Genomic DNA, 22,618 nt, shown 5'->3' on the forward strand with positions numbered 1-22,618 from the left:
CACCTGATTTTCGGCACAAAAGTCTTATGATAGCCAGCGAGGGCATTTAAGGAGTCAGTATGGAAAGAAGCGTATTTTATGTATCCGACGGCACGGCCATTACCGCAGAAGTGTTAGGCCATGCGGTCATGTCCCAGTTTCCGGTCGGTACCACCAGCTACACCTTGCCGTTTGTCGATAATGAAACCCGGGCTACTGCCGTTCGCGATCAGATTAATAGCTTATACCATCAAAACGGCGTGCGCCCACTGGTATTCTACTCCATTGTCACGCCCGCTATCCGCGACATCATCGTCGGCAGTGAAGGATTTTGTCAGGATATCGTGCAAGCACTGGTCGCACCGCTACAGCAGGAGTTGGGGGTTTCACCAACGCCGGTCGCCAATCGCACCCACGGATTAACCGCCAACAACCTGATCAAGTATGACGCCCGCATCGCCGCCATCGACTATACGCTGGCGCATGATGATGGTATTTCATTGCGAAATCTCGATCAGGCACAGGTGATCCTGCTGGGGGTGTCCCGTTGCGGCAAAACCCCCACCAGCCTTTATCTGGCGATGCAATTTGGCATTCGCGCCGCCAACTATCCTTTCACCGCCGATGACATGGACAACCTGTTATTGCCAGACGCGCTCAAGCCTTATCAGCAAAAGCTGTTCGGGTTAACCATTGATGCCGAGCGCCTCACCGCCATTCGTGAAGAACGACGCGGCAACAGCCGGTACGCGTCCCTACGGCAATGCCGTATGGAGCTGAGCGAAGTGGAATCGTTATTCCGTCGTCACCAAATTCGCTACATCAACACCACCAATTACTCGGTAGAAGAGATATCAGCCAGAATTATTGACCTGATGGGAATAAATAGACGTATGTATTAACTACTTTCATTCATCGGAGTCGCACGCCTCCAATGATAAACTACCCCCATTGTGGCTATGTAGCACGCAGGTATATCGGTGGCCCTTCGGCCACCTCACTGCGAGTAGAGCAGGCTGACCAGAAATGACAAAGTAGCCTGATAAGACAGATTTAACTCACACTCAGAGATTATCCATGCAACCCACTGATGAGCTGCGCAGTGAGCGACTAGCCAGTCTGATGACGCCGCATGAACTATTGACCGAGCTTCCGCTCACACCGGATATCGCCGACACCGTCATCGCCTCACGCGCACACATAGAACGTATCTTTCCGGGCAAGACTGCCGTTTGCTGGTGATCATTGGCCCATGTTCCATTCACCATATTGATAGCGCCAAAGACTACGCCCAACGCCTGGCTACATTACGGATGCGATACCAGCACCGGCTGGAAATCGTCATGCGGACCTACTTCTAAAAACCACGCACCGTGGTGGGCTGGAAAGGGCTGATAGCTGATCCACAGCTTAACGGCAGCTTCCTGATCAATGAAGGATTGATGCGGGCACGCCAGTTGCTGCTGGATATCAACGCGCTCAGGCTGCCAACCGCCACCGAGTTTCTGGATATCGTCACCGGGCAGTACATTGCCGATACCATCAGTTGGGGAGCCATCGGCGCACTGTATTACCCACACCTTAAAACGAAAACCTCCGCCGCGGCGGAGGTTTTCCCTTTTCGATTGACAAGGCGTGATCAGGCCATCACTGCCCTGTCCTCCATGGCTTCTCGCCAGCCTCCCAACCAGTTAGACCGGGCATCGATAGATTGATAAGGACAGAGCTCCTTGGACCGGCCAATGATACCAGCCTGGTAGCCCCGTGAATGCGCCCGTGCCAGACGATCTCTTTTCTGTCTCTTCATGCCTTGTTTCCCTCATTTCGACTCTGGTGGAAAGAAAACAGTGGTCGTTTTTCATGCAACCACACTCTATGAATAGCCATTTGGGAGACGAAGATCAAGGCGCAAAATTCACGTCATTGTCATATTTGTGAACCAGAATGAAGAATTTTCCGTAGAATAAAACCACATTTCGCGCTAACCGGCTGAGACAAAAACAAAACCCCTGAAACCCGATCATGCTCACAAAAACGGGATTCAGAGGTATTTGCTATAACTCAATCTCTCTCGGTATAAGACATCCGAGTTTCACGTCAGATAAGTCTCAATTCCCGGCTAATAGCCGCTGACTAATCTGCTCCGCTACCTGCTGCCAGCCTTTGCCAAGCGCGGCAACCAGTGCGTCATAACCATCTTCGGTTTGTGACACCTCAAGACTAAACGGCTGGGTCACGATACGCTTGTTGCTGCGCAGCACCCAATCCCCCTGGATAACCGCTTTACCGTCAAAGCGCCCCTGAAACGCAGTCACATTGATTTGTAAACTGGACGCCGCCGCGCTGGCAACACCGTTAGTCACCACATTCCACTCCGGCAGACGAGTGCGTAACGACGATGCCAACGCCTGCTGTAGTTGCTGATCCAGCGGGCTGGCCCACAGATTATTGGTGGCGATGGTATAACGCACTGCTGAGGTCTGGAACACGATGCCGTTTCCAGCCAGTGAATCGCTCAGGACAACAGGCGCTACCCACAACTGGCGACTGTCGGCTGGCGTCACCGACAGGCTGGCTGTCCCCTGCGTTGTCCCCTGCGTCGTAGCAGGCAGTTGATAATAGACTTTCTGTGGGCTGCTACAGGCAGCCAGCAACAACACCAGCCACAACGGCCATTTCTTTATCATGGTTTCGCCTTCTTCGGTTGTGGATCACGGGCAGCCGGTGCCTCGAAAATCAGCGCGTTACTCTTGTCATTCAGGGTACGCAGCAGCGGCTGCAACTCACGCAACGTCTGATCGAGGCGTTGCATATCGACCACCATGCGGTTGTAGGCCGGTGAGCCGGGCTGTACTCCCTGCAGGCTACTGTTCAGCTCACGCAAGGTGCGTTGCATATCCGCGGGCAACTGCTGCATCGCATCGCTACTGGTCAGTTTATTGAGTGACGCCAGCGTTTTCTGCAACTCACGCAGGGTGGACTGACTCTCTGTCAGGGTTTTCGTTGCCTGTTCCACCATCGGATTGAGTGGCAGGCCATTGATCTTATCCAACACCGACATCAGCTTTTGCTGAATCTGCGTCAGGCCGCCATTCACCGTCGGCAGCACCGGATAACCATCTACTTGCGTCAGCGACGTCATCCGGCCTTTCTGTGGCGGGTAAAAATCCAGATCCACATACAACGCACCGGTCAACAAATTGGCGGTCTTCATCGATGCCCGCATCCCCGAATCGGCACCTTTGCTTAACTCTCGTTCCAGGTTGATCTGGCCACGTAACCCCGGCTTGAGCCGCCCTGGTTCGATGCGTACCAGGACCGGAATGCGATAATCGCTATCAAAACGCTGCGACATGTTTTTAGGGAAGAACGGCACTTCGGTCACGGTCCCCAGGCGGATGCCACGAAACTCGACCGGTGCCCCCGCCTGCAAGCCACGAACCGACTCGTCGAAAAACAGCAAATACTCTTTGTATTCGGTGTAAAGCGAATCCTGAATACTGTTCTGATTATCAAACAGTTGGTATTGATCACGCTCATGCGCCGGGCTACCGATGTCCCAACCGGTAGGCACATCAAAACTGACGCCGCCGCTTAGCAGCGTACTCAGCGATCCCATCTCCACCCGCATTCCCTGTGCCGACAGATTGAGCGCCACGCCGCTGTCTTTCCAGAAACGGACATTCGATGTCACCAGTTGGTCATAAGGTGAGGCGACAAACAGTTGATACTGTATTTTTCTGGCGGCGGGATCAAAATGGCTGGTTTCTACCGAGCCCACCCGATAGCCACGAAACAGCACTGGATCGCCCGCGCTCAACTGCCCGGACTGTATACTGTTGAGAATAATACGGATCCCTTTCGCGTCAGGTGACGCCAGCGGTGGTGAATCCAGTAGTTTGAACGAACGGCTGTCTTCCTTGCTGGAGCCTGGCTGAAGTTGGATGAACGCGCCGGACAGCAACGTCCCCAACCCGGAAACGCCCTCACGGCCTATCTGTGGCTTGACGACCCAAAACGCCGAATCCTTGCTCAGCAGTTTATCCATGCCGTCGTTTAACCGTGCCTTGATCTCCACCTGGTGCAAGTCTTCGCTGAGCCTCACCCCTTCCACCACGCCCACGTTTACGCTACGGCTTTTAATCGCCGTTTTTCCCGGCTCGATTCCATCCGCATTACTGGTGGTCAGCGTAATCTCCGGCCCCTGATGACTCACGTGATAAAACAGAATCCAGGCGCCAATCAGCACGGTCACAATCGGTACTATCCATACCGGCGACCAGCGTTTGATAGTCTCTATCTGCGCCATACCTTGGTTAGTGTTCGTCAACAGAATGCTCCTCTCCTTGCACGTGATGCCTATCCCACAACAGGCGGGGATCAAAGGCCATTGCGGCAATCATGGTCAGAATGACCACGGTGGCAAACAACACCGCGCCGATGGCCGGATAAATGCTCATCAGTCGGCCCATACGCACCATCGCCGACAGTACGGCGATAACAAAAACATCGATCATGGACCAACGCCCCACAAACTCCACAACCTCATACACCCGGTGCAGACGTTCGGTATCATGACGACGCGCGCCGTGCGCACACCAGCACAACCACCCCATCGCCAGCATTTTAAGCGTGGGTACCATGATACTGGCGACAAAAATCACCAACGCGACCGGCCACGACCCGGAGTCCCACAGCAGGATAACCCCGGACATGATGGTCGAGGTGACGTTATGCCCCAGGGCTTCAGTCACCATAATCGGCATCAGGTTGGCAGGGACATACAGCAATACCGACGTGAACAGCAGCGCCAACGTCCACTGCAAACTATGACGCCGCCGCACATGACCATGGGTATGGCAGCGTGGGCAACGCACGACCCCGGCAGGCAAAATGGCACTGCAACAGTGACAGGAACGCACCCCTTGCGCTTGTCCAACCCGCCCGACCTCCAGCCCGGCTGGCATCAGCGGCGGTGGTGCGACGTCATCCCACAACCAGCGACGATCCAGACTCTGAAAAGCCAACAGTTGCAACAGACAGAAAACGATATACGGAATAAAACTGGCACCGATGCCAATATCGCCGTATGACATCAGTTTGACGAAGCTGACCAGCACGCCAGCCAGGAAGATTTCCGCCATGCCCCAGCTTTTTAACTGGAACAGCAGGCGGGTAAACAGACGCCGCACCCCATCAGGCAACGGTGCACGCAGACACAGTAACAGGATCACCGTCATCGAGCAGGCGGGAACCAACTGGGCAAACAGCAGAAAAAGCGTCGCCATGCTGGCGTAGTTTTCCGCCACCATTACCTGGGGAATTTCCAGTAAGGTGATTTCACTGCGAATACCGGCCACGCTCATCGAAACGAAAGGAAACAGCATGGACAGCAGCAACATCATCAGTGCGCTAAACGCGAAACTGGCCGGACGCCAGCGCGGCTCGCGCTGACGGCTGGACAACGCGGTTTTACAACGCGGGCACACCGCCCGCTGCCCATCCTGTAATGTCGGCAGTTCTACCAGCAGATCACAATGCGGACACAGCATATGCTGGTCATAGTGGTGGTGATGCTCACCCATTCGCCGCCTCCTGTGGCCTGGCTGATAACGACAATCGCTCATACTGCCGCACCGGCATGACCGGGGTGTTAACGCGATGGAGGCGCTCGCCTTAACACTCCGGCTATTGCCGTTAAAAAACATTACCGCTAAAAAAACATTAACTGTTAGAAAACATCCGCGAACTGTTAAAAAACATCCGCGTTAAAAATGACGCACAGCGGCACAACGCCACGCTTTAGCCGTTCTTCTGTGCCTCAAGCGCTTCCCAGCGCTCAAAACAGGTCTCCAGTTGCTGTTCCGCTTGCGCCAGCGCCGCCAGCACGGGCTGAGTTTCATCATGCGATCGGGAAAAGAATGCCGGGTCATTCATCTGCTGTTGTAGCGAGGCAATCTCACCCTCAAGTGCTTCAATACGTTGCGGCAACTGTTCCAGTTCACGCTGTTGGTTATAACTGAGCTTGCCGCCGCTGCGTTTAGCTGGCTGTGCGGCCGGTGTGCTTTGTGCGCTCTCGCTATCAAGGTCTTCTTTGGTCGCCACGCTTTTTACGGGCGCAGCACTTCGCAACGGCGCAGAGGACGCACGCTGGTATTGGGCATCATAATACCCGCCGACATAGCGGCCAATCAGGCCGTTGCCTTCAAAAATCCAGCACTCGGTGACCGAGTTATCAACGAACTGACGATCGTGGCTGACCAGCAGCACGGTTCCCTGATAACTTTCCAACAGTTCTTCCAGCAATTCCAGCGTTTCCACGTCCAGATCGTTGGTCGGTTCGTCGAGAATCAGCAGGTTGCTGGGTTTGAGGAACAACCGCGCCAGTAACAGACGGTTACGCTCCCCACCTGACAGCGCTTTTACCGGTGTCATGGCGCGTTTCGGGTGGAACAGGAAGTCCTGAAGATACCCCAGTACATGGCGCGGACGACCGTTGACCATCACTTCCTGTTTACCTTCGGCGAGGTTATCCATCACCGTTTTTTCCGGGTCTAACTCAGCACGGTGCTGATCGAAATACGCCACTTCCAGCTTGGTACCGCAGTGAATACGCCCGGATGTCGGTGCCAGTTGACCCAGCATCAGCTTTAACAGCGTGGTTTTACCGCAGCCATTCGGCCCGACCAGCGCGATTTTATCGCCGCGTTGTACCTGGGCAGAAAAGCCCGATACCAGTGTTTTCCCGTCAACCTGATACTGTACGTCTTCCAGTTCAAACACTATCTTGCCGGAACGGGCCGCTTCTTCCACCTGCATTCTGGCGTTGCCCATGACTTCACGGCGCTCAGCCCGCTCTTGTCGCATCGCCTTGAGCGCCCGCACCCGACCTTCATTACGGGTACGACGGGCTTTGATGCCCTGGCGAATCCACACTTCTTCCTGCGCCAGTTTGCGGTCGAATTCCGCATTCTGCAGTTCTTCCACCCGCAGCGCCTCTTCTTTCCCCAGCAAGTATTTGTCGTAATCGCCAGGCCAGGACACCATCTTACCGCGATCCAGATCGACAATACGGGTCGCCATGTTGCGAATAAACGACCGGTCATGGGAAATAAACACAATGCTGCCGGAAAATGCTTTGAGGAAACCTTCCAGCCAGTCGATAGTGTCGATATCCAGGTGGTTGGTGGGTTCGTCCAGCAACAATACCCGCGGTGCGCTGACTAACGCCCGCCCTAACGCGGCTTTACGCAGCCAGCCACCGGACAACGCCGACAACGGCGTATCCGCCGATAACCCCAGTTGCTCCAACACCTCGTTGATACGGTCTTCCAGCTTCCACAGCCCTTGGTGATCCAGCACGTCCTGAATCTTCGCCAGTTGATTCAGGTTCTTCTCGCTGGGGTCTTCCCCGACCTGACGCAACGCGACATGGTAGGCTTTCAGGTATTCTGCCTGCGCCGCGACGCCTTCGGCCACAAAATCAAACACCGTGCCGTCGATATCACGCGGCGGATCCTGCTGCAAGCGCGCCACAATCAGGTCTTGCTCGTACACCAGCCGACCGTCATCCAGCGGGATTTCTTTTGCCAGAATTTTCAGCAAGGTGGATTTGCCAGCACCGTTACGCCCAACCAGACATACACGCTCGTTGTCTTCAATATGCAGTTCGGTGTTGTCCAACAACGGCGCATCGCTGAACGATAGCCAGGCACCGGATAAACTGATCAATGACATAGTGGTTATTTTTCCTCGCCGGCGTGTTTCAACAGCCAGCAGTTGTGAATCTGACGGTTACGGGCGAAATCCTGCGACTGTGTTTGCGCAGTAATTTCTTTCGCTTCCAGCCCCAGCGTGGCAAGCCCGGCCTTGTCCATCTGGAATCCGCGTTTGTTGTTAGAAAACAGGATGGTACCGCGAGGGCGCAACAGGCGTTTGAGCTGGGTCATCAGCATCAGGTGGTCACGCTGTACATCAAACGATTCGTCCATCCGTTTCGAGTTGGAGAAGGTCGGCGGGTCGATAAAAATCAGGTCAAACTGTTCGTGGGTTTCCCGCATCCATGCCAGGCAGTCGGCGTGGATCAGCCGGTGCTGACGACCGGTCAGGCCGTTAAGACGCAGGTTTTTCTCCGCCCATTCCAGATAAGTGCGCGACATATCCACCGTGGTTGTAGAGCGTGCGCCGCCAAGCCCGGCGTGCACACTGGCGCTGCCGGTGTACGCGAACAGGTTGAGGAAATCCTTGCCGTTACCCATTTCGCCCAGCATACGGCGTGCGATGCGGTGGTCGAGAAACAGCCCGGTGTCCAGATAATCGGTCAGGTTAACCCACAGTTTGGCGTTGAACTCCGATACCTGCAGGAACTCCCCTTTCTCCGCCAGCTTTTCGTACTGGTTTTTGCCTTTCTGACGCTCGCGGGTTTTCAATATCAGATGACTGGCGGGCAACCCCAGTACGCTCAGGGTGGCGTTAATCACATCAAACAGGCGCTGGCGCGCTTTCTGGGCATCAACGCTTTTCGGCGGTGCGTATTCCTGAATCACCACCCGATCACCGTAACGGTCTACCGCGACGTTATATTCCGGCAGGTCGGCGTCATACAGGCGATAACACTCAATGCCCTGCTGCTGCGCCCATTTCTCCAGCTTACGCAGATTCTTGCGCAGGCGATTGGCGAAATCCTCGGCAAAGGTGGCCGTAGCTGGCGCACCGTTTTCGTTTGCCGCCAGTTGGTAATTCTTCTGCACGCACTCCAGCGGGCCGTTTTTGGCTTTGAACTGGCGATCAGCACGTAGTTGCAGGCAACTGAGCAATTCTGGCGAGGCGCTAAACAGCGACAGTTTCCAGCCGCCGAACTCGCTTTTCATTTTACGACCGAGCAGGTTGTGCAACGCAATCAGCGCCGGTTCGCTCTCCAGACGCTCGCCATAAGGCGGGTTACTGACCACCGTCCCCGTCGGCCCTTGCGGCAACGGGTTCTTTAACTGTGTAGCGTCATGGGCTTCAAACCGAATCAGGGAACTGACACCAGCACGGCGCGCGTTGCTGCTGGCGATCTCCACCATACGGCGGTCAATATCGGAACCGAAAAAACGAGAGGTGGTGGCCTGCAAACCCGCTCGGGCACGCTCCTGTGCCTCAGTGGTAATGCTTTTCCACAGCGTTGGGTTATGTTTTTGCCAGGCCAGAAAACCCCAATGCTGGCGATGCAAGCCGGGAGCGCGATCGGCCGCCATCATCGCCGCTTCAATCAGCAGCGTACCGGAGCCACACATCGGGTCCACCATCGGCGTACCGGTTTCCCAGCCGGAACGCAGCACAATCGCCGCAGCCAGGTTTTCTTTGAGCGGTGCCTGTCCGGCCATGTCGCGGTAGCCGCGCAAATGCAGACTCTCGCCGCTAAGATCCAGCGCGATGCTGGCCTTCTCGCGTTGCAGAAAAACATTAATACGGATATCGGGCTGCTGACGGGCAACATCCGGGCGCTGGCCGGTTTTACGGCTGAAGCTGTCGACAATCGCGTCTTTCACCTTGAGCGCGCCGTACTGGCTGTTGCGAATCTCATCATTGGTGCCGGTAAAATGCACGGCAAAGGTATGATTGACGTCAAACACCGAACTCCAGTCTATCGCCTGCACCCCAAGATACAGGTCCAGATCGCTATAAACTTTACACTCGTTGAGCGGCAGCAGGATGCGCGATGCCAGTCGGCTCCACATCAGGCTTTGGTACAACAGCCGATCGTCTCCCTGAAAGTGCACCCCGCCCTGCACCACCGTGCAGTGCTGCGCGCCCAGCGCTTCAAGTTCACTTTTTAACAATTCTTCCAGACCACGTGCCGTGCTGGCAAACAGAGAGTTCATATCGCGACGATTACCTTCACTAAAGGACGACCTTGAAAAGAACGCTCTCAACGAAAGAAAACGTCCTCGAAAAAAACGCACCGGCAAGAAAACCGGCATCGATAAAGAAAATTGAGGCGCATTATAGCTAATCCCGGCGGCTTGTCATAAAGTTGCCGCTTTACGTCAGCAAGGAACCCTCACCGTGATTGTGTTAAGTCGGCTTTTTGTTCACCCGGTTAAATCCATGCGTGGTCTGCAATTGTCACAGGCGATGGCCAGCCCCAGCGGCCTGGCGTTTGACCGTATGTTTATGATCACCGAGCCCGATGGCACCTTCATTACTGCCCGTCAGTTTCCACAACTGGTGCTGTTCACGCCAGCGCTGACGCACGAGGGGGTGTTCCTGTCCGCGCCTGATGGGCAGACCTGTCTGGTACGCTTTGACGATTTCGCCCCTGACACCGCGCCAACAGAAGTCTGGGGTAATCATTTTCAGGCCCGGATCGCCCCCGATGCCGTCAACCACTGGCTGAGCAGTTATCTGCAACGACCGGTACAACTACGCTGGCAAGGGCCGACGCTGTCACGCCGTGTCAAACGCCACCCGGATATCCCGCTGGGGTTTGCCGACGGTTATCCCTTCCTGCTTGTCAACGACGCATCGTTTAACGATGTACGCAACCGTTGCGGTGCCGGTATCCGTATCGAGCAATTCCGCCCTAATCTGGTGGTCAGTGGTGCAGAGGCGTTCGCTGAAGACAGTTGGCAGACCCTGCGCATCGGCGACGTGATGTTTGATGTGGCAAAACCCTGTAGCCGCTGTGTGCTGACCACAGTGAGTCCAGAACGTGGACGCAAACATCCGGCAGGCGAGCCACTGGCGACGCTGCAACAATACCGAACAGCGGAAAACGGCGATGTCGATTTTGGCCTCAATCTTATCGCCCGCAATAGCGGCATCATCCGCACAGGCGACAGCGTCGAGGTACTGTCGACGAAACCGCCCCGTCCTTATGGCGCAGGTGCCGTCACAGAAAGCCTGACACCGCCACCCAGTGCAGCCAAACCGGTACAAATTACCTATCAAGGGACACGTTTTACCGGCAACAACCAGCAAATTCTATTGGAGCAGCTGGAACAGCAAGGAATTCGCGTTCCTTATTCATGCCGGGCCGGGTTGTGCGGTTGCTGCCGACTGACACTCAACGACGGTGAGGTGTCGCCGCTGAAAGCCAGCGCGCAGGGAGAGGACGGAACCATACTGGCATGCAGTTGCATTCCGGCTGGGGATATTACGTTAACCTGATCAATGACGTTAATCTGATCGATAGTATTTGCCTGATCAATAGTATTTGCCTGATCAATAGCATTAACCTGACAGGTTATGCATGGCGCGGGGCAACACGCCTCGCGTCGTCAATATTCAACCGGCAAAGGCGTAACGCGCCGATGTTTCGTCGTTTTCTTCCACCGCTGGACTGAGACGGTCGTGCATGATTTTGATGGCATCGCCCAGTTGCATCGCTTTCCCGCTGAGCGTCAATTGCCCTTGCGCCAGCACGCACAGGCTGGCTTTATCACCGGCCTCTACCACCATGAAATTCGCCGTTTCCGGGCGTTCATTGAGTTGTACGCTAACCTGATCGCCGGTTTGCACCACTACCTGAGCCTGGGGTTGCGCCACGAAATGCCAGCTTTTCGGCATCATCGGTTTCAGGAAACGATTCGCCACCAGCGCGTTCAATATCAGTTCAGCCCGAGCTTCAGCCGATAACGCCAGTGTCTGGCATTTCTCCTGATAAGTGAAAAACAGTGCGGCATCTTCAACACAGAATACGCTGGGCGTAAACGCATCCGGCGTTAGCATTGAAGAAGAGAAACGGGAACGAAATACCATGCCGTTGGCCAGATCAAGCATCAGGCGCGCCTGATCGGTATCGAAATACCAGCGCCAGCTATCATCAGGGGTTAATTTCATCACATTACCTTTATTTATGCCTTACTGATGCCAAAGTCCCGGAAAACAGGCCAAGATGAATAATCGGTGCCACATCAATAAGCAACCGAAATGAATTAGGTGTAATCAGCTTGCCTGCTGCTCGAATTATTCTGGGTATAGGCTATCTGTTGTCATCGATAGCGTTAAAAATACCCTATCAGGCACGATGATGCTGTATTTTTGCACAAACGAAGAAAATATAGACCAGCGCGGGGGATAAATAAACCCCCAACGCTATATAACGGGAATGAAAAATCAGATGTGGGTAACAATATCTTTAATCAGGCGCGGTCCACGATAAATAAATCCGCTATAAATCTGAACCAGCGTCGCCCCGGCGGCTAATTTTTCTCTGGCAGCGACCACAGAATCAATTCCGCCGACGCCAATAATCGGCAATCGCCCCTGCAATTCCTGTGACAGTCGACGAATGACTTCGGTGCTGCGCAGTTGCAACGGACGCCCACTTAATCCCCCCGTTTGCCCACAATGGTTCAAGCCCTGAATCAATTGTCTGTCGAGCGTGGTATTGGTGGCTATCACACCATCGATATTATGGCGTACCAGACTATCGGCAATTTGGATCAATTCTTCTTCACAAAGATCCGGCGCAATTTTTACCGCGACCGGCACATATTTTTGATAACGGGCGTGCAGCTCAGCCTGTTTATCTTTTACAGCCTGTAACAAATCATCCAGCGCATCACCATATTGCAGTGTGCGTAGTCCCGGTGTATTGGGAGAGGAAATGTTGATAGCGATATAACCGGCATGAGAATAGACCTTATCCATGCAGATCAGATAATCCTCTTTTCCCTGCTCTACCGGCGTGTCTTTATTTTTGCCGATATTAATGCCCAACACGCCGCCAAAACGCGACTGTTTGACATTTTCCACCAGATTATCGACCCCACGGTTATTGAACCCCATGCGGTTGATAAGCCCTTCGGCCTCCACCACCCGAAACAGGCGCGGCTTGTCATTACCCGGTTGCGGACGCGGTGTCACGGTGCCGACTTCGATAAAGCCGAACCCCATCGCGCCGAGCGCATCAATGCACTCGCCATCTTTATCCAGCCCGGCGGCCAGCCCCAGCGGGTTGCGAAACGACAGCCCCATGCAGGTTACCGGCTTGGTAGGGACTGACTGACGAACCAGCCATTCAAACGGGGTGTGGGTGATACGGCGCAACTGATGCAGGGTAAACTCGTGCGCCTGTTCGGGGTCGAGCTGGAATAACGCTTTACGAATGAGGGGATACATGACTTCTCCTGAATTCCCGGTTATAAACCGGGGGCGTATTATCATCCATCAACGGGCGAAAGGGAATTGACCTGAGCTAAAAAACGCCACAACAACGCAATCGTTTTCCTTTCTTGCTGCTGGGTTGGAGCTTTTTTATCCGTTTTTTCACTTTTCATTCCACAATAAATCATTTTCCGACCCTCTCCCTCCTCTGCCAGACTAGCCAAACAGTTATTAAATTGTGAAAAACGATACCATTTGGTTATACCCAAAATAATTCGAGTTGCAGAAAGGCGGCAACGCAGCGAATCCCCAGGAGCTTACATTAGTAAGTGACTGGGGTGAGTGACAAATCTGCCGGGAGCAGATTTGAACGCAGCTCGCTGCGGCCCTGAAAGGGCGAGGCCCAGGGATGGGCCGAGTAAGAAAGCCAACGCATCTGCAACTTGAAGTATGACGGGTATATAAGGAGTCACTATGCGCGTTATCACGCTGGCAGGAAGCCCCCGCTACCCTTCCCGGTCAACGGCTTTACTACACCACGCTGGAAAATGGCTGGAAGCCAAAGGTGTCGAGGTGTTGCCGTGGCATCTGCATAATTTCCCGCCGGAAGACCTGCTCAATGCCCGTTTCGACAGCCCGGCGTTGCAAACCCTGAACGAACAGCTCGCCAGCGCCGAGGGTGTGCTGGTCGCTACCCCAATTTATAAAGCATCGTTCTCCGGCGCGCTGAAAACCTTGCTGGACCTGCTGCCAGAGCGGGCACTGGAACATAAAGTGGTATTGCCACTGTCTACCGCTGGTTCCGTCGCTCACATGCTGGCGATGGACTACAGCCTCAAGCCAGTGCTAAACGCGCTGAAAGCCCAGGAAATCCTGCAAGGCGTATTTGCCGATGACAGCCAGATAAGTCACTACGATCGCACTGCGCATTTCCACGATGTGCTGGAAACGCGTCTGCAAGAAGCGTTGCACCTTTTCTTTCAGGCATTGATTCGCCGTCAGCCTGAACCACTGCGTCAGAGCGCCTGACTCCGGTTTCATCTATAAGGAAGAAGTCACATGCTATCCTCGATTAAGCACGCCGCCTTGACGCTGCTTTTTACCGCCGCTGTTAGCGTATCCACTTTCGCCCATGCCGACGACGCCCCCGAACAATTGCGCATCGGCTTTCAGAAAGGTTCGGTCAGCCTGGTGCTGGCTAAAACCCACCAGTTGCTGGAAAAGCAATTCCCGCATACCAAAATTAGCTGGATTGAATTTCCCGCCGGGCCGCAAATGCTCGAAGCGCTAAACATCGGCAGTATTGATATTGGCAGTACCGGTGATATTCCGCCGCTGTTTGCCCAGGCAGCCGGTGCCGATCTGGTTTATATCGGTGTCGAACCACCGAAACCCAAAGCCGAGGTAATTCTGGTTAGGGACGACAGCCCCATCAAGACCGTCGCCGACCTGAAAGGCCGCAAAGTAGCATTCCAGAAAGGCTCCAGCTCGCATAACCTGTTGCTGCGTAACCTGCAAAAAGCCGGTCTGGCTTTCACCGATATTACGCCCGCCTATCTGACACCGGCAGACGCCCGTGCCGCGTTCCAGCAAGGCAACGTCGATGCCTGGACTATCTGGGATCCCTACTATTCAGCAGCGCTGTTGCAAGGGGGTGTCCGCGTTCTGGCCGATGGTACTGACCTGAACCTGACCGGGTCGTTCTATCTGGCCTCACGTCATTATGCCGGGCAATACGGTCCGTTCCTGCAACAGGTGCTCAACACCCTGACCCAGGCCGATGCCCTGACCATCAGCCAGCGGGCGCAAAGTGTCACGCTACTGGCGAATGCCATGGGTCTGCCGGAAGCTGTCATCAGCACCTATTTCGATCACCGGCCAATTACGGTGATTAAGCCAGTGGATGAACACACCCTGCAGGCACAGCAGCACACCGCTGATCTGTTTTACGAAAATCATCTGATCCCCACCCGACTGGATGTCGCCAGCCGCATCTGGCACGCGCCGGTCACCCCCTAATTCTCAGCACGATTGCATGGAGACGATACGAATGAGTCTGAATATTTTCTGGTTTCTGCCTACTCACGGTGACGGCCGCTATTTTGGCCGCGGCGAAAATTCCCGCCCGGTTGATTACAGTTACCTGCAACAGATAGCCCAGGCAGCGGATCGCCTGGGATTCGGCGGCGTGCTGATCCCTACCGGACGCTCCTGTGAAGACTCCTGGCTGGTGGCATCGTCACTGATCCCGGTCACCCAGCGTTTGCGTTTTCTGGTGGCGTTACGACCGGGAATTATCTCGCCAACGTTGGCCGCGCGTCAGGCCGCCACACTGGACAGACTGTCTAACGGGCGGGCGTTGTTTAATCTGGTGACCGGCGGTGACCCGGAAGAACTGGCCGCTGAAGGCCTGTTCCTTGATCATGAACAGCGCTATGAGGCTTCAGCCGAGTTTACCCGCATCTGGCGGCGGGTACTGGAAGGGGAAACCGTCGATTACGACGGCAAGCACATTCAGGTCAAAGGCGCCAAACTGCACTACCCTCCGGTACAACAGCCACGCCCGCCGCTGTATTTCGGCGGTTCATCCGATGCGGCGCTGGATCTGGCCGCCGAACAGGTAGAGCTTTACCTCACCTGGGGTGAACCTCCCGAGCAGGTGAAAGAAAAGGTCGAACGTGTGCGGGCCAAAGCCGCGGCACAAGGGCGTAGCGTACGGTTCGGCATCCGCCTGCACGTGATTGTACGTGAAACCAATGAAGAGGCGTGGCAGGCCGCCAATCGGCTGATCTCCCGGCTGGATGACGACACCATCGCCGAAGCGCAGGCATCGCTGAAACGTTTTGACTCCGTGGGCCAGCAACGCATGGTGGCGTTACATGGCGGTCGCCGTGACAAGCTGGAGATCAGCCCCAATTTGTGGGCTGGCATCGGTCTGGTGCGTGGCGGTGCGGGGACGGCTCTAATCGGCGACCCGCCGACGGTGGCGCAGCGCATTCAGGAATATGCCGATTTGGGTATCGATACCTTTGTGTTGTCAGGCTACCCGCATCTGGAAGAGGCCTATCGTGTAGGCGAACTGCTGTTCCCGCATCTGGATGTCGCGGTACCCGAGGTGCCACAGCCACAGCCGCTGCGCTCACAGGGTGAAATCGTCGGCAACGAGTTCGTCCCGCTGCTCAAAGCGGCACAAAGCTAAGGAGCAAACCGATGCTGAGGATCCTGACACCGATCACCGCACGCCTGACGCCCTGGTTACTGCCGTTACTGCTGGTGGTGCTCTGGCAACTCGCTTCCAGCGCAGGCTGGCTTTCCACCCGCATTCTGCCGTCACCGCAGGCAATCACCCATACCTTCTGGCGGCTTATCCGCAGTGGTGAACTGTGGCAGCACCTTAGCATCAGCACCTGGCGTGCGCTAACCGGGTTTGCCATCGGCGGCACGCTGGGGCTGGTGTTGGGGTTTATTACCGGGTTATCCCGCACGGGTGAGCGCCTGCTGGATACGTCCATGCAAATGCTGCGCAATGTGCCGCATCTGGCGCTGATCCCACTGGTGATCCTGTGGTTTGGTATTGATGAGAGCGCCAAGATTTTTCTGGTGGCGCTCGGCACTCTGTTCCCCATTTACCTCAACACCTACCACGGCATCCGCACCATCGACAGCGGCTTGCTGGAAATGGCGCGCAGTTACGGGTTATCGGGCTTTCGGCTGTTCCGCGAGGTGGTGCTACCCGGCGCGCTACCGTCGATCATGGTCGGTGTGCGCTTTTCGCTCGGCTTGATGTGGCTGACGCTGATCGTGGCGGAAACAATATCTGCCAGTTCCGGCATCGGTTATCTGGCGATGAACGCGCGCGAATTCCTGCAAACCGATGTGGTGGTGGTAGCCATTATTCTGTACGCCCTGCTGGGTAAACTGGCGGATATCATCGCCCTGACACTGGAGCGCGTCTGGCTACGCTGGCACCCCAGTTGGCAACGAACGGAGGAACACGCATGACATTCACCCCTACGCCACCCGCGCGCCTGAACGTCGGTACGCCAGTGTTGATTAACGGTGTGACCAAACGCTATGGTCAGCGCACCATCTTAAATGACGTACATCTGCATATTCCGTCCGGTCAGTTCGTGGCGGTAGTCGGTCGCAGCGGCTGCGGTAAAAGCACCCTGCTGCGACTGCTGGCCGGTCTGGAACACGCCAGCCAGGGTGAACTGTTGGCCGGTCGCGCCCCGCTTCATCAGGCGCGCGATGATATCCGGTTGATGTTTCAGGAAGCCCGCCTGCTGCCATGGAAACGGGTGATCGACAATGTCGGGTTAGGGTTGCGCGGTGACTGGCGTCCTGACGCGCATCAGGCACTGGAGGCTGTCGGATTATCGACACGGGCCGCTGACTGGCCAACGGCACTCTCCGGTGGCCAAAAGCAGCGAGTGGCACTGGCGCGGGCGCTGATCCACCACCCCGGCCTGTTATTGCTGGACGAACCACTGGGCGCACTCGACGCGCTGACCCGTATCGAGATGCAAGGGCTGATTGAATCATTGTGGCTACAACAAGGGTTCACCGTGGTGCTGGTGACGCATGACGTCAGCGAGGCGGTGAGCCTCGCCGACCGGGTTATCCTGATAGAAGACGGTCACGTCGGGCTGGATATCATGGTTGACCTGCCACGCCCACGCCGTCGCGGCTCCGCCCGGCTGGCAGAGCTGGAAGCGCAAGTGCTGGAGCGAATTTTAGCACCTGCTGCTCGCGAGCCCCTCTACCCTTCACAGGCGCACGCCTGACAGGTGTACCCGCTCCGGGTGTAAAAAAACCACCGTCTGCGAGCAGCGGTGGTTTTTTATGACCGTTATTCCATCGGGCAGATGCCGTCAGGATAGGGCGGTATTACGCCCCCAGCGCTTTAGTTATCTTCTCAAACAGGTCGCCGGAGAGATTTTCCAGCCCTTTGAGGGTTTCCAGCGCCTGACGCATCAGCGCCTGACGGGCCGCATCGTAACGTTTGAGGCGAATCAGCGGTTCAATCAGACGTGACGCCACCTGCGGGTTGCGGGTGTTCAGCTCGGTGAGCATCTCGGTCAGGAACTGATAGCCGCTGCCATCTTGAGCGTGGAACGCCGACGGGTTACCCGCACAGAACGATCCTATCAGCGAGCGCAGCCGGTTCGGGTTGTTCAGGCTAAAGGAGCGGTGGTTAAGCAAGTCACGAACGCGGTGTAGCACGTCACTGGCCGGGCTGCTGGCTTGCAGAACAAACCATTTGTCCATCACCAGTCCATCCTGATGCCAGCGTTCGTCAAACGCCGCCAGCAAACCGTCCCGGCACGGCAACTGCGCCGCTACCGAGGCCGCCATCGCCGCCAGCGAATCCGTCATGTTGTCCGCCTGCGCAAATTGCACCGCCACCAGCTTGTCAGCCTGTTCTCTCCCGGCAAACGCCAGATAGTGCAAGCACAGGTTACGCAGGGCGCGTTTACCCATGTCCTGTTGATCAACACGATAAGAAGGCAGTTTATTGGCACGGTATACCGCCAGCAGTTCGTCCGCCATTTCCTGCGCCAGCGTCTGTGTCAGTGACTGACGCACCGCGGCGATAGCTTCCGGGTCGATAACCTCAAACAGTTCCGCCATTTCGTTTTCGCTCGGCAACGACAGAATCTGCGAAGCCAGCATCGGATCCAGACCATCATCAAGCAATACGCCACGGAAGGCGTCTACCACATGCATCGGTAACGATAGCGGTTGTTTTTGCTGATGGCGCGCTACATTCAGGCGAATATAGTTCGCCAGCAGGCTCTGGGCAGCATCCCAACGGGAAAAGGCATTGCTGGCATGACGCATCAGGAACGTCAGTTGTTCATCGCTCCACGGATAGTTCAGTTTGACCGGCGCGGAGAATTCACGCAGCAACGACGGTACCGGCTGACAAGGAACCTCATCAAACACGAACGTTTGCTCGGCTTCGGTGACGTTCAGTACCGATCCCAGCTTTTGGCCTTTCTGACGCAGCGGGATAACCTTCCCTTCGCTATCGTACAGTTCGATATCCAGCGGGATATGCAGTGGCAGTTTGGCTTGCTTGTCGGCACCAACCGGCGTCATCTGGCTGACATGCAGGTGGTACTGGTGGGTTGCCGCGTCATAGTCATCACGTACTGTCACCACCGGCGTACCGGACTGGCTATACCAGCGCCGGAATTGCGACAGATCGACGCTGGAAGCGTCCTCCATCGCCTGCACAAAGTCATCACAGGTCGCCGCGCTGCCGTCATGACGATCAAAATAGAGCCGCATCCCCGCCTGGAATTTCTCTTCGCCCAGCAGCGTGTGCATCATACGAATCACTTCCGACCCTTTTTCATACACCGTCAGGGTATAAAAGTTATTCATTTCGATAACCTGATCCGGGCGAATCGGGTGGGACATCGGGCTGGCGTCTTCGGCGAACTGTGCGCCACGCATCACCCGCACGTTATCGATACGGTTAGCCGGGCGGGACCCTACGTCAGAACTGAACTCCTGATCACGGAACACCGTCAGCCCTTCTTTCAGACTCAGTTGGAACCAGTCGCGGCAGGTCACGCGGTTACCGGTCCAGTTGTGGAAATACTCGTGCGCTATCACCGCCTCAATACCGAGGTAGTCCTTGTCGGTGGCGGTTTCGGCTTTGGCCAACACATACTTGGAGTTGAAAATGTTCAACCCTTTGTTTTCCATTGCCCCCATGTTGAAGAAGTCCACCGCCACGATCATATAAATGTCGAGGTCGTATTCCAGCCCAAAACGGGTTTCATCCCACTTCATGGCATTCTTCAGCGAGGTCATCGCCCAGTCGGCCCGATCGAGGTTGCCGCGATCGACAAACAGTTCCAACGCGACGTCACGGCCGGAACGGGTGACAAAAGTGTCGCGCAGCACATCAAAATCACCGGCAACCAGCGCAAACAGATAGCAGGGTTTCGGGAACGGATCTTGCCATTCCACCCAGTGACGTCCGTTATCCGCCTCGCCCTGCCCAACCCGGTTACCATTGGAAAGCAGGTACGGGTAACGCGCTTTGTCGGCAGTGATGCGGGTGGTGAAACGCGCCAGAACATCCGGCCGGTCGAGATAATAGGTAATGTGGCGGAACCCTTCGGCCTCACACTGCGTACACAGCGCATCACCGGACTGATACAACCCTTCCAGCGCACTGTTCGCCGCTGGGTTAATCTCCGTTTCAATCCGCAGGGTGAATTTTTCCGGCACACCGGTCAGTTCCAGACCGTCGTCCAGTAAACGATATGCCTGCCAGTCTTGCCCATCGACCTGGATACTCAGCAGGGTTAACCCTTCACCATTCAGTTTTAGCGCCGCGCCCTTTTCTCCTTGCAACACGACCTGACTGACGGCCACCACCCGGGTCTTTTGCGGATGCAGATCAAAATCCAGTGCAATGTCGGTAATGGTGTAGTCCGGCGCACGGTAATCGTGCCGGTATTTGACTTGTGGTTGTTGACTCATGACTGATTACCTTAATGACAGCAGTAATAGTGGCGGTAAGACGTGTTCCGGCAGCCCATCCGCGTCCTTGTTCATGAAGCACGTTATTCACGAAGCATGCTATTTACAAAGCCTGTTATCGCTGAAGAACGGTTTTATGCTGCGGGCACACCAGATGTTATCGGATGTCCATCATCTGTAACATTCGCCAGGCGACGATTCCGTCCTTTATATATTCACACAGTAAACAAGGTTAAACAGCGAACCCGGTAAAATGTCACTCTGCGGGCTCTCAGGCCACCACATGATCATCGGGTTACGCGGTCTATTCCGTTTACTTTATGCGCAGTTCCGTTATTCAACAGGCTGTTACGTCTATTAAAGGGGAGTGACTGCCGGAATGCAAACTTTCCTGTCACCCCCGACTGAATGCAGTGACGACAGGATTTTTCGGGTAAAATTGTTTAGTATAAAAAACATTATAATTCAATCACTCATGGTAAACGGGGCGTAAAAAAAGCTACTTTTTTGTCACAATCGCACGATTGAATCTCGCCTTCATCCTCCCAATATGATGTGATAAGCCCGGTTGAACAGACAGCGTGCTCTCGCTGCCGATGACCATGACAGTCACTTGCATTAGCTTGTAAATTGTATTAAACGAGGATGCGGTAACGCATTATGACTTTACACACAGCCCCGATACTAACCTCACTGCTGGATACCGACGCCTACAAACTGCATATGCAGCAGGCGGTATTCCACCACTACCACGATGTGCATGTGGCGGCGGAATTTCGCTGTCGCGGTGATGAACTGTTAGGTCACTACGCGGATGAGATTCGGGCACAAGTGGAGGCCATGAGCCACTTGTCGTTGCATGACGATGAGTATGCCTACCTCTCCTCGCTGCCATTTTTCAACACCGACTACCTCGACTGGCTGAAGACGTTCCGCTTCAACCCGTCGCAGATCCAGGTTCGCAACCATCAGGGTAAACTGGATATTCGTATCACCGGACCGTGGCGCGACGTCATTTTGTGGGAAGTCCCGCTACTGGCCGTCATCAGCGAAGTGGTTCACCGTGCCCGGACACCGGGCGGGCATATCGATGCCGCACTCAACCAGTTGCACCATACGCTGGCGAGTTTCCGCCAGCACAGTGCCGGCGTCGACCTTAGCCGCTTTAAGCTGATGGATTTCGGTACCCGTCGCCGCTTCTCTCGTGAAGTTCAGCACCAGATCGTGCGCACCCTGAAAGCACAATTTCCTTACCTGATCGGCACCAGCAATTATGACCTGGCGCGTCGCCTGCAACTGACGCCGGTCGGCACCCAGGCGCACGAATGGTTCCAGGCGCATCAGCAAATCAGTCAGACCCTGGCGAATAGCCAGCGGGCAGCACTGGATGCCTGGCTGTTGGAATACCCCGACCAACTCGGCATCGCACTCACCGATTGCATCACTATGGATGCGTTCCTGCGCGACTTTGATCGCTCATTCGCCCGTCGCTATCAGGGATTGCGCCATGATTCCGGCGACCCGATTGAATGGGGTGAAAAAGCCATTGCCCATTACCATGCGCTGGATATCGACCCGATGGAGAAAACGCTGGTGTTTTCCGATAATCTCAATCTGGAAAAAGCACTGCATCTCTATCGCCACTTTGGGCAACGCATCAACGTCGTCTTTGGTATCGGCACCCGCCTGACCTGCGATATTCCGGGGGTGAAACCGCTGAATATCGTTATCAAACTGGTGGAGTGCAACGGCAAACCGGTGGCCAAGCTGTCGGACAGCCCGGGAAAAACCATTTGTCAGGATCAGGCCTTTGTCAGTGCACTGCGTAAAGCCTTTGATCTGCCTCGTGTGAAAAAAGCCTCCTGAGTCGTACACCACCTGTACGACTGACTACTCTTTAAGCCAGTAACACCGGAATCGCATAAAACTTGCCACGTTCCGGTGATTTCTGCTTGTGTCCTGCCCGACGACAAGTAACATAACGAAACGCCCGTATTCGGGTAGTAAACTATTACATTTCACCCATTAAATTTCACCA

At 55.2% G+C, this 22,618-nt stretch carries 17 protein-coding genes and 1 pseudogene; 9 read left to right on the forward strand and 9 right to left on the reverse strand.

All coding sequences use genetic code 11. The features are described from left to right. Positions 1–59: 59 nt before the first annotated feature. Positions 60–881: a posphoenolpyruvate synthetase regulatory kinase/phosphorylase PpsR gene (gene ppsR, locus FAZ14_RS01685; protein WP_029456276.1), complete on the forward strand. Its 822-nt coding sequence runs from the start codon at positions 60–62 to the stop codon at positions 879–881. 175 nt (positions 882–1,056) lie between these two features. After that, positions 1,057–1,694: pseudogene (locus tag FAZ14_RS01690) on the forward strand (3-deoxy-7-phosphoheptulonate synthase). On the opposite strand, the gene rmf reads toward FAZ14_RS01690, so the two are convergent. From rmf to rlmKL, 6 genes are all read right to left on the reverse strand, one after another. Then, positions 1,619–1,786, reverse strand: a complete 168-nt coding sequence (gene rmf, locus FAZ14_RS01695) for a ribosome modulation factor (protein WP_012884340.1) — start codon at positions 1,784–1,786, stop codon at positions 1,619–1,621. The pseudogene FAZ14_RS01690 and the gene rmf sit on opposite strands and share 76 nt — an antisense overlap. A 301-nt stretch (positions 1,787–2,087) precedes the next feature. Next, complete coding sequence (gene pqiC, locus FAZ14_RS01700; protein ID WP_153507956.1) at positions 2,088–2,666, reverse strand: membrane integrity-associated transporter subunit PqiC; 579 nt, start codon at positions 2,664–2,666, stop codon at positions 2,088–2,090. After that, entirely contained in the window at positions 2,663–4,309 is a 1,647-nt protein-coding gene (pqiB, locus tag FAZ14_RS01705; protein WP_420890224.1) for an intermembrane transport protein PqiB, read from the reverse strand. The genes pqiC and pqiB overlap by 4 nt, the downstream gene beginning before the upstream one ends. Further along, a complete protein-coding gene (pqiA, locus tag FAZ14_RS01710) occupies positions 4,296–5,564 on the reverse strand; it encodes a membrane integrity-associated transporter subunit PqiA (protein ID WP_016940787.1) in 1,269 nt (422 codons plus the stop codon). Before pqiA ends, pqiB begins: the two co-directional genes overlap by 14 nt. Before the next feature lie 217 nt (positions 5,565–5,781). Further along, positions 5,782–7,716: an ABC transporter ATP-binding protein gene (locus FAZ14_RS01715; RefSeq protein WP_153507957.1), complete on the reverse strand. Its 1,935-nt coding sequence runs from the start codon at positions 7,714–7,716 to the stop codon at positions 5,782–5,784. A gap of 5 nt (positions 7,717–7,721) precedes the next feature. Further along, entirely contained in the window at positions 7,722–9,845 is a 2,124-nt protein-coding gene (gene rlmKL, locus FAZ14_RS01720; protein ID WP_038926188.1) for a bifunctional 23S rRNA (guanine(2069)-N(7))-methyltransferase RlmK/23S rRNA (guanine(2445)-N(2))-methyltransferase RlmL, read from the reverse strand. A gap of 184 nt (positions 9,846–10,029) precedes the next feature. Between rlmKL and FAZ14_RS01725 the strand changes: the two genes are divergently transcribed. Next, positions 10,030–11,133 carry a YcbX family protein gene (locus FAZ14_RS01725; RefSeq protein ID WP_153507958.1) on the forward strand — a complete coding sequence of 368 codons (1,104 nt, stop codon included), beginning with the start codon at positions 10,030–10,032 and terminating at the stop codon, positions 11,131–11,133. 117 nt (positions 11,134–11,250) lie between these two features. On the opposite strand, the gene FAZ14_RS01730 is transcribed toward FAZ14_RS01725, so the two are convergent. Then, a complete protein-coding gene (locus FAZ14_RS01730; RefSeq protein ID WP_016940791.1) occupies positions 11,251–11,805 on the reverse strand; it encodes a cell division protein ZapC in 555 nt (184 codons plus the stop codon). 276 nt (positions 11,806–12,081) lie between these two features. After that, positions 12,082–13,089, reverse strand: a complete 1,008-nt coding sequence (pyrD, locus tag FAZ14_RS01735) for a quinone-dependent dihydroorotate dehydrogenase (protein ID WP_016940792.1) — start codon at positions 13,087–13,089, stop codon at positions 12,082–12,084. A 459-nt stretch (positions 13,090–13,548) separates the two neighbouring features. Here pyrD and ssuE point away from each other — a divergent pair, with 459 nt between their 5' ends. Genes ssuE through ssuB form a run of 5 tightly spaced genes read left to right on the forward strand, consistent with a single transcriptional unit; the run spans position 13,549 to position 17,861 of the window. Beyond that, complete coding sequence (ssuE, locus tag FAZ14_RS01740; RefSeq protein WP_038926186.1) at positions 13,549–14,103, forward strand: NADPH-dependent FMN reductase; 555 nt, start codon at positions 13,549–13,551, stop codon at positions 14,101–14,103. Between the two features lie 30 nt (positions 14,104–14,133). Continuing rightward, positions 14,134–15,093 carry a sulfonate ABC transporter substrate-binding protein gene (locus FAZ14_RS01745; RefSeq protein ID WP_153507959.1) on the forward strand — a complete coding sequence of 320 codons (960 nt, stop codon included), beginning with the start codon at positions 14,134–14,136 and terminating at the stop codon, positions 15,091–15,093. A 31-nt stretch (positions 15,094–15,124) separates the two neighbouring features. Then, complete coding sequence (gene ssuD, locus FAZ14_RS01750; protein ID WP_153507960.1) at positions 15,125–16,273, forward strand: FMNH2-dependent alkanesulfonate monooxygenase; 1,149 nt, start codon at positions 15,125–15,127, stop codon at positions 16,271–16,273. Between the two features lie 11 nt (positions 16,274–16,284). Further along, positions 16,285–17,076, forward strand: a complete 792-nt coding sequence (ssuC, locus tag FAZ14_RS01755) for an aliphatic sulfonate ABC transporter permease SsuC (protein WP_016940796.1) — start codon at positions 16,285–16,287, stop codon at positions 17,074–17,076. Then, positions 17,073–17,861 carry an aliphatic sulfonates ABC transporter ATP-binding protein gene (gene ssuB / locus FAZ14_RS01760; RefSeq protein ID WP_038903998.1) on the forward strand — a complete coding sequence of 263 codons (789 nt, stop codon included), beginning with the start codon at positions 17,073–17,075 and terminating at the stop codon, positions 17,859–17,861. Before ssuC ends, ssuB begins: the two co-directional genes overlap by 4 nt. A 103-nt stretch (positions 17,862–17,964) precedes the next feature. Here ssuB and pepN read toward each other — a convergent pair whose 3' ends face one another. Beyond that, positions 17,965–20,580, reverse strand: coding sequence for an aminopeptidase N (pepN, locus tag FAZ14_RS01765; protein ID WP_153507961.1), 2,616 nt, complete (start codon positions 20,578–20,580; stop codon positions 17,965–17,967). A gap of 660 nt (positions 20,581–21,240) precedes the next feature. Here pepN and pncB point away from each other — a divergent pair. Next, positions 21,241–22,446, forward strand: coding sequence for a nicotinate phosphoribosyltransferase (gene pncB / locus FAZ14_RS01770; protein ID WP_016940800.1), 1,206 nt, complete (start codon positions 21,241–21,243; stop codon positions 22,444–22,446). The last annotated feature ends 172 nt before the right edge of the window (positions 22,447–22,618 follow it).

Origin of the sequence: Dickeya oryzae (genome assembly GCF_009372235.1) — a bacterium.
Taxonomy (GTDB): Bacteria; Pseudomonadota; Gammaproteobacteria; order Enterobacterales; family Enterobacteriaceae; genus Dickeya; species Dickeya oryzae.